Consider the following 13,465-nt stretch of genomic DNA (forward strand, 5'->3'; position numbering starts at 1 on the left):
ACGGCGGGCAATGCCTCCGGCATCAACGACGGCGCGGCGGCGCTCGTCGTCGCCTCCGAGAATGGGTTGAAGAAGCTTTCTGCCAGGCCACTCGCGCGGGTCGTCAGCTACGCCACGACCGGCGTGGATCCCGCGATCATGGGCATGGGGCCGGTCGATGCCATCCGCAAGGCGCTCGAGCGCGCGAACCTCAAGGCCGCCGACCTCGATCTGATCGAGTTGAACGAGGCGTTTGCCGCGCAATCGCTCGCCGTTGTTCGCGAGCTTGGGCTCGACGCCTCCCGCATCAACGTCAACGGCGGCGCGATTGCGCTCGGCCATCCAATCGGGGCAAGCGGCGCGCGGATTCTGACGACCCTGGTCTACGCAATGCAGGACCGCGGCGCCAGGTACGGCGCGGCGTCGCTGTGCGTTGGAGGTGGGATGGGCACGGCGATGATCGTCGAAGGGGTGTGAGCGCGGAGGTCCGGATCGCCGGCGCCGCGTGGGATGCGATCGTGCGGCACGCCGCCGAGTCGTGGCCCGAGGAGTGCTGCGGGCTGCTCATTGGCGATGGCGCCGCGATCGTGGAGGCGCGCCCCGCCCGAAATGTCGCAACCGACCCGCAGCGCCGATTCCGAATCGATCCGGCCGATCATTTCAGCGCGCTCAGAAGCGCGCGCCGCAGCGGTTGGCGCGTGTGCGGCGCCTATCATTCGCACCCGGAGAGCGCGCCGACCCCGTCGGAAACCGACCTCGCCGAGGCGTTCGATGACGAGGAGTTCGTGCACGTCATCGTTCGGCCGGGTGCGCGCCCGGCGCTGGCGGACGCGGAGGTCGCCGCCTATCGTTTCAGCGGGAAGAACGTTGTTCCGGCACGCCTGGTCAGGGTGCCGTGATGGTTACTGCCCGATGTCCCTCACGCCCGGCCTCACCCGCACGAGCGTCGAAGCCGCCCCGACTACCTTGTCGACCCGCTTCAGTTTGAAGACGACGCGGTATTCGCCGGAATACTCGTACCGGTGATCGATCGTGTAGTGGCGCTGAATCTGGCTCTTGCCCGTCTCGTACGGGTCGCAGTCCGTGGCTTTCTGCGACTCCGTGCCGTCGCCCCACTCCCAGGCGACCGAGGCGCAGTAGAACTCCTCGTAGTCGTCGGAGCCCCCCTTGACGTCTGCGGAAAGAACTATGCGCGCGGGCGCAAACGAAACGGCCGGGGTGGCCCTCAGCGAAATCGAAGGCTTCTTCGCGCGCGGCTTGTCCGGTTGCGTACCGCCTGGCGCGCCAGAGAGCACGGCCGTGGCCAACGCGGTGCCAAGGGTCGTCGCGAGCACGCGGCCGTGGTACTTCATGAGAAGGCTCCGGATCCGGCAGGTACGTCGATTCTAGCAGATGCCATATAATCGGCGGTTATGCCCGTAGACGTTTCGTCCACCGTTGAATGTTCGATCGCTCCCGCGGGCGACGTCCCAACCGATGTTCTCGTCCTGCCCGTGTTCGAAGCCGACGAGGTGAGCGAGCTTGCGGGTGTCGAAACCGAGGACGGGGAAATCGCGCGCGTTCTGAACGCCCGCGAGTTCACGGGCCGTCTCTATGACGTCTACTACGTCCCCTTGGCCGGGGCCCGGGCGCGACGCGCTGCGCTCGTCGGTGCGGGGCGGCGCGCCAGTTGGACTGTCGATCGGCTTCGGCGCGTGGCCGCCGCCGCGGCGCTGAGCCTGCGGCGGCGGCGGATTGAACGGGCCGCCATCGTCGTGCGAGGCGTGGACCCTTACGAGGGGGCGCAAGCCGCCGTCGAAGGGATCACGACGGCCGAGTTCAACGGCGCGCTTTACAAGACATCCGAGCCCGAGGGGGCGCCGGCGCGAGAGATCCGGATCGTCGCGACGGGTGCCGATGCCACGAGACTCGCCCGCGCCGTCGAACACGGACGCGTCGTCGGCGAGAGCTGCAACATCTCCCGCGCACTGTGCAACGAACCCGGCAACGTCCTGACCCCCACCGTCTTCGCCGAACGTGCCGCCCGAATCGCGATGGAGGCGGGGCTTCGCGTCGAAGTCCTGGACGAAGCCCGGATCGCCGAGCTGAAGATGGGACTGCTGCTCGGCGTGGCGCGCGGCAGCGCGGAGCCGCCTCGCATCATCGTCCTGCGACATGAGCCGGCCGGTGCTCCCGAGGGTCCCGTCCTCGGGTTGGTGGGCAAGGGGGTGACGTTCGACACCGGCGGCATCTCGATCAAACCCGCCGATGGAATGGAACGCATGAAGGACGACATGGCCGGAGGCGCCGCCGTCCTGACGGCCATGCGCGCGATCTCGATCCTGCGCGGCCCCATTCGCGTCGTGGGCGTGATCCCGTCCGCCGAGAACATGCCCGGTGGACGGGCCGTGAAGCCGGGAGACGTGCTGACCAGCGCAAGCGGCAAGACCGTCGAGGTCAACAACACGGACGCGGAAGGGCGGCTCCTTCTCGGTGACGGCCTCTGGCTCGCGCAGCAGCTCGGCGCCACGCACCTCGTGGACGTGGCCACGCTCACCGGCGCCTGCACGGTGGCGCTCGGGAAGCTCGCGAGCGGCGTGTTCGGGACGCCCGATGCGTGGCTGCAGCACGTCCGGGCCACGGCCGAGCGCGCCGGCGACAGGTGCTGGCCGCTGCCGCTGCACGAGGAATACTTCGATCAGCTGCGGAGCGAGATTGCCGACATGGTGAACTCCGGCGGGCGGCCGGCCGGCGCGATCACGGCGGCGATGTTTCTGAGGGAATTCACCGGCGGGCTGCCATGGGCTCACCTGGATATCGCCGGCACCGCGTGGGCCGACGAAGCCAAACCGTATCAGCCCAAGGGGGCGACCGGCGCGGGTGTGCGAGCCCTCACGGCGCTCGCCTTCAGCGCTTTTCCTGTGTAGGGGAGAGCTCGAGGGTCTGGGCGGTAATCTCGAGCGAATCGCCGCGCCGTTTCTTGAGCCAGACGAGAATCCCACCCAGGGCGAGCCCGGCGATCGCCGCAATCAACAGAACGAGACCGGTGAGGCCGATGGATCCCAGCAGCACGTCCACGACCGTGGTCTCACGGGCAGGCTCCTCGACGACCCTGACGATGATCGGACCGGTAGGCTGCAACCACGTCACGAAACCATTGTACGGCTATCTGGAGGCGGAGTCCGCAATGGCCGTGACTTTCTTCAGCGATCGCTGGTACCGCGTGACGGCATCGAAAAGGGCTTCGGCGATACGCTGCCGGTAGGCGCCGGTCCGCAGCAGCGCGGCCTCCTGCTTGTTGGTGACGAACGAGATTTCCGCCAGCACGCTGGGCATGCCGGCTCCGATCAGCACCACGAACGGGGCGCGCTTCACGCCAAGGCTCTTCAGATGGGAGTTGTGCGCCTTCAGGCGGCGGGCCATCGACTGCTGCACGAGCTCCGCGAAGTCGCGTGATTCATCCAGCTTGTCGTTGAGCGCGATCGCTCTGAGAATCTCGGGCAGCGCGTGCAGTGTCCGGCCCGACGCGGAGTTCTCGCGCGCCGCCACGGCTTCCGCCTCGGGATTGGAGGCAAAATTCAGGTAATAGGTCTCGACGCCGCGCGCGGACGTGTTTTCGCTCGCATTCGCGTGAATCGACAGAAACAGGTCCGCACCGGATCGGTTGGCGAGTGCGGTCCGCTCTTCGAGCGGCACGAACACGTCGGCCCGCCGCGTCAAGACGACGTCGCCGCCGCGCTGCTTCAGGAGCAGTTTCTCGAGTCTGAGCGCGACGTCGAGGACGAGTTGTGCCTCGGTGACGCGATGGGCGATCGCGCCGGGATCGTGCCCGCCGTGTCCTGGATCGACCACCACCCGCGCCACGCCCAGCCCGAGCTGCCGCGCGAGCGAGTAGCTGCCGGTGGCGTTTGTGGTCGGCAAGCCGGGCGCCACCGTCGCTGCTCCTGCGGCGGGCGTCGAGGGGAGCGGCGTGTCGGATGTCGCTGTCGTGACCCGGCGCGGCTGGGGAACGGCGGGCGCCGGCGCGGGAGGCGTCGCGACGCCGGAGGAAGTCAACCACCAGCCGGTACGGATTGTAGAGTGTGAACACCGAATAGCGGTTGACCCCCTCCAGATCCATCGCGACGCGGGCCGTGTTGTCACCGCGCCGGCCGACCCGGATTTGGCGCACGACGTCGCCGGTGAAGTTCAGCGGCATCTCGCTGAGGCCGCCTGCGAGCCTGACGTTCTTGAGGTCGAAAAACACCCGCGGCGGCTCCGCGAGCCGCTCTTCGCGGTACGCAATCTCGGAATCCACTTCCAACGTGATGCGCACCACGTTGCCGATTTCGGCGCGCTTCACTCCGAGGAGCGTGGCCACCGAGGGGGCCGCCACCGGCATCGGCGGCGGCACGGGCGCGGCCTCGGCGGACGCGGCGGGCGGCCGGCGGGCGGCCGGAACAACCCTCGGTTGCAGCAACCGCGCGATCTCGGGGGTGCGCGCGCGCAGGGACGTGGCCGGGTATTCGGCCGTCAGCCGCGCGAGCATGCGCTCGGCGCTCCGGCGATCCCGTTCCTGGTGGAAGCGCTCGTACGCGAGCGCGTACATGCCGGCGGCCTGCCACAGCGCGTTGTCCGAATAGCCGCTGCGTGGATACCGGTGGACGATGCGCTCGTACGACGCGGCAAGCGCGCGGATCTGCTTCATTGTCGGCCGCGCGTCGGCATCGCGCAGCGTCCGCTCGCGCGCCAGCGCTGCGGTGTACATCTGCTTCGCCGAGCTCGGGCGCGCCGCGGCGGGCACGGGCGCGAGCCATGCCATCGTCGCCAGGGCCGAGACGGCCAGGCACCGTCCGATGTTCGTCCTACCGAAGCTGCGCATCGACCTCTTCGAAGTAATCCTTCTTCACCAGTACTTCGCGCTTGCCGTTGCTGGGCGGCGACACGAGCCCCTCGGCCTCCATCATGTCCACGAGGCGCGCGGCGCGGCTGAACCCGATCCGGAGCCGCCGCTGGAGGTACGAGATCGACGGCTGCTGGCTCGAGACGACGATGCGCGCGGCCTCGTCGTAGAGATCGTCCTTCTCGAACTCCAGCGCCTCGCCCGTGCCTCTCTCGTCCGCGGTGATCGTCTGGTCGTATTCGGGCCGCCCCTGTTTCCGGAGGAAGCTGGCCAGCCGCGCGCTCTCCTGTTCCGAGATGTACGGACCGTGCAGCCGGATGAATCGAGACGAGGCGGGCGGCAGGTAGAGCATGTCCCCCTTGCCGAGCAGCTGCTCCGCGCCGTTGGCGTCGAGAATCGTCCGCGAGTCGATCTTTGACGAGACGCGGAACGAGATGCGCGCGGGCAGGTTCGCCTTGATGAGGCCGGTGATGACGTCCACCGACGGCCGCTGCGTCGCCAGGATCAGATGGATGCCGACGGCGCGCGCCATCTGCGCGAGCCGGCAGATCGACTCCTCGACCTCGTTGCCTGCAACCATCATCAGGTCCGCCAGCTCGTCGATCACCACGATGATGAACGGCAGCGGCTTGAGCGGCCGCCCTTCCTTGTCGGTCAGCGGTTCCCTACTCTCGGCCTGCGCTCCCCTGATGTTCCGGTTGAACTGCTCGATGTTGCGAACCCCCTGCGAGGCCAGCGTCTTGTAGCGCTCCTCCATCTCGCGGACCGCCCAGCGCAGCGCGTTCGCGGCCTGCTTCGGATCGACGACGACCGGCGTCAGCAGGTGGGGGATGTCCTCGTACATCCCGAGTTCCAACCGTTTCGGATCCACCATGATGAGGCGCACGTCGTCGGGCGTCGCGCGATAGAGGATGCTCGTGAGCATCGAGTTGACGCAGACGGATTTGCCGGCGCCGGTGGACCCGGCGATCAGCAGGTGCGGCATGGTCGCCAGATCACTCGCGAACGGCTCGCCGTGGATGGTCTTGCCCAGGGCGATGGTGAGCTTGGAGCTCGATCGACGGTAGACATCCGATTCGAGCAGCTCGCGGAGCGAGATCTGGTCGCGATTCGGGTTGGGGATCTGAATGCCCACCGTGGACTTGCCGGGGATGCGATCGATGAGCACGGACTCGGCCTGCATCGCCAGGCAGAGGTCGTCGGCAAGGCCGGTGATCTTGTTGTACTTGACCCCCGCGTCCGGCTTGAACTCGTAGGTCGTCACCACCGGCCCCGGATGGATCTGGACGACGGCGCCTTCCACCGCAAACTCGCGGCACTTCTCCTCGAGCAGCCGCGCGCCGTCCATCAGTTCACGCTCGTCGATCTTGCGCTCCCCCTTCGGGGCGTCAAGCAGCGAGAGCGGGGGCAGCGTGTAGCCGTTCTTGCGGCGCTCGGCCGGCGCGGCGCGCTCCGGTTCCGGGAGGGGCAGCGCCGCCGGTACTGGAACAGGGCCCTTCTTGTTGATGGCGGGCGTGAGCCTCGATTGCGGAGCGGGGCGAGGTGCCGGGCCGGCCGGCCTCGCGTCCTCCTCGTCCTCCTCCTCCTCGAACGTCTCGTCCAGGTCGTCCCCGGCCCGGGCCGGCGCGGGTGCGGCGGTGGCGGGGGTGAGCCTGGCGGAGGCGGCCTGTGCTCTGGCGCCCGCCTTCTGGGCCTGCCTGCGGATAATCTCCTGCCGCTGTTTCTCGCGCCGCTTCTCCTCGCGCCGCTCGGCCCACGACGCGGCGACCATGGCCCACCGCTCGCCGACGAGCGCCGCGATCGCCGAGAACGCGCGGCCGAAGGAGAACTGCGTGGACAGGATGATCGCCAGGAGGAGCAGTGTCAGGATCAGGATGATCGAGCCGGTCCGATTCAGGTACTCCGCCAGCCAGGAGGCCAGCCACTCGCCGAGGTAGCCGCCCGCGCGGAAGGGGCGGCCGCCGACCTCGAGGTTGCCGAAGGCCAGCGCCAGGAACGACGAGGAACAGGACACCAGCAGCGCCGCGCCGATGGCCTTGGTGTACGGCGCGTCGAACGCCCGGCACCAGAAGTACTGCCAGCCGACAGCGCCGATCACGGCGGGGATGAGATACGCGGAATAGCCGAGCATCTGGAACGCCAGCTCGGCGAGAAACGCGCCGACCCGCCCGGCCAGGTTCGCCGGTTGCACGTCAGAGCCGGTGTTGAAGAACCACACCGGGTCCGACGGCGTGTAGCTCGCCAGCGCCACCAGCCACACCAGCGCGCAGGCGAACAGCACCACGCCGATGATCTCGCTCAGGCGACGGGACAGGGCTGACTGTGCCACCCTTCAGATCTCCATGATGACCGGCAGGACGAGCGGGCGGCGCCCGACGCGCTTCCGGATGAACCGCTGCAACTCCACCCGCACCTTCTCCTTGATCAAGCCGGGGTCGGTCCGTTCGTCGACCGTCGCCGTCTCGACCGCCTCGCGGAGCAGCGCGGGAACCTCCCGCAGCAGATCCTCGGTCTTTGGATCCACGACGAAGCCACGCGTGATCAACTCCGGCTCGTTCTCGAGCGCGCCGGACTGCCCGATCGCGAGCACCGGCACCAGCAACCCATCGGCCGCGATGTGCCGCCGGTCGCGGAGCACCTCGTCGCCCACCTCGCCCATGCCGGTGCCGTCGATCAGCACGCGGCCGGCAGCCACCTTGTCCGCGATGCGCGCGTCGGCGGCGGTGAAGCGAATGACGTCGCCGTTCTGCGCGAGCAGGACGCGGATGCGCGCCGACACGTCGGTCGCGACGCGGGCGTGACGCGCGAGCTGCCGGTACTCCCCGTGGATCGGCACGAAGTACTTCGGGCGCACGAGCGACAGCATCAGCTTCAGCGCTTCCTCGCTCCCGTGGCCGGACACGTGGATGTGCTTCAGCGCGTCGTACACCAGCTCGGCGCCGCGCCGCGCCACGTGGTCCTGCGAGCCGGTGCAGATGCAGAGCACGTCTTCCGGAGCGTAGTTCCGCACCTCCGCGTCGCGGATCTGCACGCCCGCGGGGACAGTCAGCAGCCCGAGGCGCGCCGCGATCGCCGTGTTTTCCATCACGCCGCGCCCCACGAACGCGACCTTCCGCCTGAACTTCGCCGCCAGATCCACCAGGATCTGCATCCGGTAGATGCTCGACGCGAAGGTCGCGACGACGACCTTGCCCCGGGCGCCCGTGAGGATCTCCTCGAAGGCGTCGATGACATCGAGTTCGGAGCCCGTGAAGCCGCGCCGGTCGATGTTGGTGCTGTCGGCAAAGAGCGCCAGCACGCCCGCGCCCCCCAGCTCCGCGAAACGATGGAAGTCCACGTGCTCCCCGTCGAGCGGCGTCTGGTCAATCTTGAAATCCCCCGTGTGCACGATCGTGCCGATCGGCGTGTGAATCGCCAGCGCCACGCAATCGGGCATGCTGTGCGTCACGCGGAGGAACTCGATCCGGAACGGCCCCACCTCCACGGTCTGGCGCGGCTTGATCGTCTGCAGCCGTCCGGCGTGCTCGATCCCATGCTCGTCGAGCTTGTTCTGGACGAGCGCGAGCGTGAACGGCGTTCCGTAGATCGGCCCGTCCACGAGCGGCGCCACGTGCGGCACCGCGCCGATATGGTCTTCGTGGCCGTGCGTCAGCACGAGCGCCGCCACGCGGCCGTGAAACTGCTGGAGGAAGCTTAGATCCGGGATGATCAGATCGACCCCCAGCAGTTCGGGCTCGGGAAAAAGCACCCCCGAATCGACCACGATGCACGTATCGCCATAGGCGATCGCCATCATGTTCATGCCGAACTCGCCGAGCCCCCCGAGGGGGATCACGTCCAGCGCCGGATCGCCCGCACGAGCAGGCTGCGCGTCAGTCATCATTCAAAGGTGAAACGTTTTCGCTCGGACACGGCGGCCGGTGGCGTCATCCGGGCGGATGACGGCCGAACGCGCGCGGCAGCAGGTGAGGGCCGCGCCTGTTCGCGACAAGTGTCCGCGCGGACGGCAACGCTGGGACGTCACCGGCCGCCAAAGTGTGCAAACTATAGCACAGCTCGGCCCGCGCCGGAACCCAGAAGTTCCGCCAACGCTGCAAGTTCCGGCAGGTCGAGCGTCTCCGGCCGGCGGCCCGGATCGATGCCGGCAGCCGAGAGGAAGGGGGCAGCCGATGCCGGATCCTTGCAGAGCGGCTTCAGGGCGTTGCTCACCTTTTTCCGGCGCTGTGAGAACAGGCCCTTCACGAACCGTTCGAAGAGCGCGGCGTCGACCGTCACCTTGGGGGCCGTGAACGACAGGCGGGCCACCGCCGACCACACGTTCGGGGCGGGGCGAAACGCGCCCGGCGGCAGGCTCAGAAGCGTCTCCACGTCGGCGTGCAGCCGAGCCAGGACCGTGAGCACGCCGTACTCGGAGGTCCCGGGCCTCGCCGCCAGGCGCTCGACGACCTCGCGCTGCAGCATCACGGTCGCGTCCCCCAGCAGGCGCGTCGCCCGGTGCACCGCCAGGAGCCGGAACAGGATGGGGGAGGAGACATTGTACGGAAGGTTGCCCGCGATGCGCAGGCCTTCCGACGGGGCCCACTCCCGTACCAGCGCGTCAAGGTCCATCTCCAGGAAGTCGCCCGTCACGATCGTCACGTTGGGCGGCGCCGCCCGTTGCAGGCCGGCCGCGAGATCCCGGTCGATCTCGATGGCGATGACGCGGCGGGCGCGCGAGGCAAGCGGCGCCGTCAGCGCGCCCCGTCCCGGCCCGATTTCAAGGAACGTCTGGTCCGCCGCCGGCGCGATGGCGTCCACGACCTTTTGCGCCCATTCCGGCGCGAGGAAATGCTGGCCGAATCGTCTCCGCGGCCGCATCACCCTTCACCGCGCCAGTAGCGTTCTTCGATCTCTTCGATCTCGTCTTCGCTCAACCCGAAGTAGTGCCCCAGCTCGTGGATCAGCGTCTCGCCGATCTCGAAGACGATCTGTTCCGGGTCTCCATCCGCTTCGTCTTCGATCGGTCCCTGGAACAGGGTGACGACATCGGGCAGCGTGTTGCCGTGGCTCGATGCGCTCTCCGGGAGCGGGGTGCCCTGATAAAGGCCAAGGAGCGTTTCGTCCCCCGCCATGTCCATCTCGTCGAGCAGCTCCCGCGAGGGTTCGTCCTCGACCACGATGGCCATGTTCGCGATCGCGTCCCTGAAATTCTGCGGGATGGTCGCGAGCGCCGCTTCAACGAGCTTTTCGAACTCGCGGCGATGCATGGAACAGCTTCCGGTAGAAGTCGCAGTCGTTGCGCACCGAGCACCGATCGCAAAGCGGCCGCGGCCGGCAGATGCGCCGGCCGTGCAGGATCAGGAGGTCGGATGTCTTCGTCCACAACCGGCGCGGCACCGCCGCGCAGAGCTGCCGCTCGACGATCCCGGGGTCGTCGGACCGTGCGATGCCGACGCGATTGGCGACCCTCAGGACGTGACGGTCGACCGGGAGGCCGGGGACGCCGAGCGCGTGGCCCAGGACCACGTTCGCGGTCTTTCGGCCGACGCCCGGCAGCTCCACGAGATCCTCCATCCGCGGCGGCACCCGGCCCCCGTGGCGTTCCGCCAGCGCCCGCGCCATCCCGACGAGCGCCCGCGCCTTCATGCGGAAAAAGCCGGTGGAGACGATCTGCGGCTCGAGCTCCTCGGGAGAGGCCTGCGCCAGCGCCGCCGCGTCCGGATAGCGCGTGAACAGCGCCGGCGTGACCAGGTTCACGCGAGCGTCCGTGCTCTGCGCCGACAGGATGGTGGCCACGAGCAGCTCGAACGCGTTGCCGTATCGCAGCTCGGTGTCCGCGTTCGGATGTTGACCATCGAGCCTCGAGACGACGCGTTTCGTCACCTCGGCTGGCTTCGGCGGAACGGCTCGGGCTCTGGGTGAACGGGTTAGTGGACGGGGCCTTTTGGCCATCCGGAATTTGCCGACTCAGAATACACCCGCATGTGCTCCTGCAGCGCGTTCACGAGCGTCGGCATCAGCTGCAGCGGCAGCACGATGCGCGCGCGCACCGGTGCGCGCACGACGTTGTCGGTCTCCGCCTGGCGGATGTCCTTCTCCGAGAGCGGCAGGACCTCGCAGAACGTCAGCGTGAAATCGAACGGCGTGTGGGCAATCGCGCAGAAGTTCGCGTAGATTCGCGGGCTGTCGTCACCCTCTTCAGGCGCGATGGTGAAATTGATCTGCTTGCGTTCCTCAGTCATGGTGTCATCCGGCTCGTGCCGGACTAATACTTTCTCATAACCCCGACGACCACGCCCTGGATCTGCACCTGGCCCGCGTCCACCAGGATCGGCTGCATCGCCGGGTTGGCCGGTTGCAGCCGCACGCGCGCTCCGTCGCGGTAGAACTTCTTCAGCGTCACGTCCGCGCCGCCCAGCAGCGCGATGACCATCTCGCCGTTCTCCGCCGTGCGGCGATCTTCGACGATGACGAAATCGCCGTCGCGGATCTGCTCGTCGATCATCGAGTCGCCGCGGACGCGGAGCACGTAGGTGTCACGGCGCCCGACGAGGTCTTCCGGCACGGCAATCGTCTCGGTGCCGGCAACGGCCTCAATCGGGGCGCCCGCCGCGACGTAGCCGAGCATCGGGAGTTCGACCGCCCGCCCGCCCGTGCGCGTCTGCGTCAGCTCGACCGATCGGCTGCGGTTCCACGCCCGCTTGATGAACCCTTTGTCCTGGAGGTTGGTGAGGTGCTTGTGCACCGTGGCGAGCGAGGAAAGCCCGAAGCGCCGTCCGATCTCCTCGAGGCTGGGCGCGTAGCCGTGCTGCTGGATGAAGTCGTTCAGGTAGTCGAGGACTTCGCGTTGCCGCTTGGTCAAAGGGAGCACCAGGAGCCTCCTTGGTCGCCGGGATTATACGCAAAAGAAAAGCGAAAGTAAATTCGTTGGCGCCATTTTTCGCTCGATGTAACGCCCGGGCGGGCGAACCAGTCTAATCAGGTGGACGCTTGCACACACATGTCGCGCGCCTACGGAATGGACAATCGCGGGTGGGTCGTACCGCAGTGGACGCTGACGGTGTCCTCGCCTGACGAGGCCGGGAATCCCCGTCGGCCGCCGGAGGCGGCGAGCGACACGGAGCTCGTCGCCCTGGTGCACAACGGGTCCCCGGAGGCGTTCGACCTCATCGTCGAGCGCCACCGGCGGGGCGTCTACCAGCTCTGTTATCGATACGCCGGCCGGCACGAGGACGCCGCGGACCTCGCGCAGGACGTGTTTTTGCGGGCGTACCGCGGGCTGGGCCGGTTCAAAGGGGAAGCCTCCCTCCGGACGTGGCTCTATCGCATAGCCGTGAACACGGCGCTCAACCGGCTGGCCTCGAGGGCCCCCCGGCTCGAGCAGATGGAGCCGCTCGATGCCGTGGAGCGCGCCGACACGCGCGCGGAAGCGGCAGATGACGCGATGCTGCGCCGCGAACGCGCGCGCCAGGTGCGGTCGGCCATCGCGCGGCTGCCGGCCCGGCAACGGGCCACGCTCGTGCTTCGCGTGTACCAGGAGCTTTCGCACGAGGAGATCGCGCAGGTCCTCGGCAGTTCTGTCGGCGCGTGCAAGGCCAATCTGTTTCACGCCCTGAACAGGCTTCGGACCCTGCTGCAGCCATGACTCATCTCACGCCGGCGGAGATCGTCGATGCGCTTGACGGCGCGCTCAGCGCGGGGCGCGCGTCGCATGCGCGCGCGTGCGCGCAGTGCCGCGAGGAGGTCGAGCGTGCGGCGTCGATGCTCGCCGGCGTGCGCGCCGTGGACGCGCCGGAGCCGTCGCCGCTGTTCTGGGATCATTTTTCGGCGCGGGTGCGCGGAGCGGTCGGCGCCGAACGCGCACGCGGCCGTCGAGGCTCCTGGCCGTGGTGGATGTGGGCGCCGCTCGGCTCGGCCGCGGCGCTGGCGCTCGTGGCCGGTCTCTGGATCGGCCAGCCGGGCCCGTCGCCGCACGTCGCACGCCGCACCGTCGCACCGCCGCACGTGGCAGAGCCGCACGTCGCACCGTCGCATGTGGAGGAGTGGCGTCTCCTCGCCGATCTGGCCGAAGAGATGGAGTGGGATGAGGCCGGGGAGGCAGGATTTACCATCGCCCCCGGAGCCGCGGAATACGCGTTGCACCAGCTCTCCGGCGATCAGCAGAAGGAACTCGTACGGTTGCTCGAAACAGAGATCGACCGCTTGAAGTCTCGAGGATGATGATGCGTGGTCCCCTGGTATGTGCGTTTCTGTGCTGCGTTGGCATGGCTGCCGCAGAAGCGCAGGAGCGCGATGTCCCGGTAGGCCGTCTCGCACCGGCCGAGATCCAGCGGTTGTTCGACGCGTACGCGCTCGTACAAGCGCAGGACGCGCTCCAGCTCGGCGAAACCCAGTATGGGCAGTTCGTGGCCCGCATGAAGGCGCTGCAGGACGCCAGGCATCGCAATCACCAGGCGAGGCTGAAGCTGCTGCGCGAATTGGGGCAGGCAGCCGGCGCCGGCGTGGGCGACAGTGTGCTGCGCGAACGGCTGCGGGCGCTGCGCGAGCACGACGAGAAGAACGCCGCCGACTTGCGCCGTGCGTACAGCGCGCTCGACGAGGTGCTCGACCTCAGGCAGCAGGCGCGCTTTCGACTGTTCGAGGAAC

At 68.3% G+C, this 13,465-nt stretch carries 16 protein-coding genes and 1 pseudogene; 6 read left to right on the forward strand and 11 right to left on the reverse strand.

Annotation, left to right across the window (positions count from 1 at the left end; all coding sequences use genetic code 11):
• Positions 1 to 456, forward strand: a 456-nt coding sequence (locus tag HYU53_13895) for an acetyl-CoA C-acyltransferase (GenBank protein MBI2222286.1), incomplete at its 5' end; no start/stop codon positions are given.
• Positions 453 to 878 (forward strand): M67 family metallopeptidase, encoded by a 426-nt coding sequence (locus HYU53_13900; GenBank protein ID MBI2222287.1) that lies wholly within the window; start codon positions 453 to 455, stop codon positions 876 to 878. The genes HYU53_13895 and HYU53_13900, both read left to right, overlap by 4 nt.
• A 3-nt stretch (positions 879 to 881) precedes the next feature.
• Here the strand turns inward: HYU53_13900 and HYU53_13905 are convergent, their stop codons facing one another.
• Positions 882 to 1,331, reverse strand: a complete 450-nt coding sequence (locus tag HYU53_13905; GenBank protein MBI2222288.1) for a hypothetical protein — start codon at positions 1,329 to 1,331, stop codon at positions 882 to 884.
• Positions 1,332 to 1,391: 60 nt separating this feature from the next.
• Between HYU53_13905 and HYU53_13910 the strand changes: the two genes are divergently transcribed.
• Complete coding sequence (locus HYU53_13910; protein MBI2222289.1) at positions 1,392 to 2,885, forward strand: leucyl aminopeptidase; 1,494 nt, start codon at positions 1,392 to 1,394, stop codon at positions 2,883 to 2,885.
• On the opposite strand, the gene HYU53_13915 is transcribed toward HYU53_13910, so the two are convergent.
• The 10 genes and pseudogenes from HYU53_13915 to lexA all read right to left on the reverse strand — a co-directional run bounded on the left by HYU53_13915 (position 2,866) and on the right by lexA (position 11,690).
• Entirely contained in the window at positions 2,866 to 3,108 is a 243-nt protein-coding gene (locus tag HYU53_13915) for a hypothetical protein (protein ID MBI2222290.1), read from the reverse strand. The two genes, HYU53_13910 and HYU53_13915, sit on opposite strands and share 20 nt — an antisense overlap.
• Before the next feature lie 15 nt (positions 3,109 to 3,123).
• A complete protein-coding gene (locus HYU53_13920; protein MBI2222291.1) occupies positions 3,124 to 3,891 on the reverse strand; it encodes an N-acetylmuramoyl-L-alanine amidase in 768 nt (255 codons plus the stop codon).
• A gap of 160 nt (positions 3,892 to 4,051) precedes the next feature.
• A pseudogene (locus HYU53_13925) lies at positions 4,052 to 4,819 on the reverse strand (AMIN domain-containing protein).
• A complete protein-coding gene (locus tag HYU53_13930; GenBank protein MBI2222292.1) occupies positions 4,803 to 7,142 on the reverse strand; it encodes a DNA translocase FtsK in 2,340 nt (779 codons plus the stop codon). The pseudogene HYU53_13925 and the gene HYU53_13930 overlap by 17 nt, the downstream one beginning before the upstream one ends.
• 30 nt (positions 7,143 to 7,172) lie before the next feature.
• On the reverse strand, positions 7,173 to 8,720 hold the full coding sequence (locus tag HYU53_13935; protein ID MBI2222293.1) for a ribonuclease J: 1,548 nt from the start codon (positions 8,718 to 8,720) through the stop codon (positions 7,173 to 7,175).
• Positions 8,721 to 8,884: 164 nt separating this feature from the next.
• A complete protein-coding gene (gene rsmA / locus HYU53_13940; protein MBI2222294.1) occupies positions 8,885 to 9,697 on the reverse strand; it encodes a ribosomal RNA small subunit methyltransferase A in 813 nt (270 codons plus the stop codon).
• A complete protein-coding gene (locus tag HYU53_13945; protein MBI2222295.1) occupies positions 9,697 to 10,086 on the reverse strand; it encodes a metallopeptidase family protein in 390 nt (129 codons plus the stop codon). The genes rsmA and HYU53_13945 overlap by 1 nt, the downstream gene beginning before the upstream one ends.
• A complete protein-coding gene (nth, locus tag HYU53_13950) occupies positions 10,055 to 10,771 on the reverse strand; it encodes an endonuclease III (protein MBI2222296.1) in 717 nt (238 codons plus the stop codon). The genes HYU53_13945 and nth overlap by 32 nt, the downstream gene beginning before the upstream one ends.
• Positions 10,747 to 11,061, reverse strand: coding sequence for a DUF3467 domain-containing protein (locus HYU53_13955; GenBank protein ID MBI2222297.1), 315 nt, complete (start codon positions 11,059 to 11,061; stop codon positions 10,747 to 10,749). Before HYU53_13955 ends, nth begins: the two co-directional genes overlap by 25 nt.
• 23 nt (positions 11,062 to 11,084) lie before the next feature.
• Complete coding sequence (gene lexA / locus HYU53_13960) at positions 11,085 to 11,690, reverse strand: transcriptional repressor LexA (protein MBI2222298.1); 606 nt, start codon at positions 11,688 to 11,690, stop codon at positions 11,085 to 11,087.
• A gap of 129 nt (positions 11,691 to 11,819) precedes the next feature.
• On the opposite strand from lexA, the gene HYU53_13965 reads away from it, so the two are divergent.
• The 3 genes from HYU53_13965 to HYU53_13975 form a co-directional block, all read left to right on the forward strand.
• A complete protein-coding gene (locus HYU53_13965; protein ID MBI2222299.1) occupies positions 11,820 to 12,464 on the forward strand; it encodes a sigma-70 family RNA polymerase sigma factor in 645 nt (214 codons plus the stop codon).
• Positions 12,461 to 13,039, forward strand: coding sequence for a hypothetical protein (locus HYU53_13970; protein ID MBI2222300.1), 579 nt, complete (start codon positions 12,461 to 12,463; stop codon positions 13,037 to 13,039). The genes HYU53_13965 and HYU53_13970 overlap by 4 nt, the downstream gene beginning before the upstream one ends.
• A gap of 44 nt (positions 13,040 to 13,083) precedes the next feature.
• Positions 13,084 to 13,465 (forward strand): hypothetical protein (locus HYU53_13975; GenBank protein ID MBI2222301.1); only part of this gene is annotated, 382 nt, incomplete at its 3' end.

This window comes from Acidobacteriota bacterium (assembly GCA_016184105.1).
Classification (GTDB): domain Bacteria; phylum Acidobacteriota; class Vicinamibacteria; order Vicinamibacterales; family 2-12-FULL-66-21; genus JACPDI01.

Coding starts and splice junctions, on each gene's coding strand:
- HYU53_13905 (MBI2222288.1), bottom strand. CDS start 1,331: ATGAAGTACCACGGCCGCGTGCTCGCGACGACCCTTGGCACCGCGTTG.
- HYU53_13910 (MBI2222289.1), top strand. CDS start 1,392: ATGCCCGTAGACGTTTCGTCCACCGTTGAATGTTCGATCGCTCCCGCG.
- HYU53_13935 (MBI2222293.1), bottom strand. CDS start 8,720: ATGACTGACGCGCAGCCTGCTCGTGCGGGCGATCCGGCGCTGGACGTG.
- rsmA (MBI2222294.1), bottom strand. CDS start 9,697: ATGCGGCCGCGGAGACGATTCGGCCAGCATTTCCTCGCGCCGGAATGG.
- HYU53_13945 (MBI2222295.1), bottom strand. CDS start 10,086: ATGCATCGCCGCGAGTTCGAAAAGCTCGTTGAAGCGGCGCTCGCGACC.
- nth (MBI2222296.1), bottom strand. CDS start 10,771: ATGGCCAAAAGGCCCCGTCCACTAACCCGTTCACCCAGAGCCCGAGCC.
- HYU53_13955 (MBI2222297.1), bottom strand. CDS start 11,061: ATGACTGAGGAACGCAAGCAGATCAATTTCACCATCGCGCCTGAAGAG.
- HYU53_13965 (MBI2222299.1), top strand. CDS start 11,820: ATGTCGCGCGCCTACGGAATGGACAATCGCGGGTGGGTCGTACCGCAG.
- HYU53_13970 (MBI2222300.1), top strand. CDS start 12,461: ATGACTCATCTCACGCCGGCGGAGATCGTCGATGCGCTTGACGGCGCG.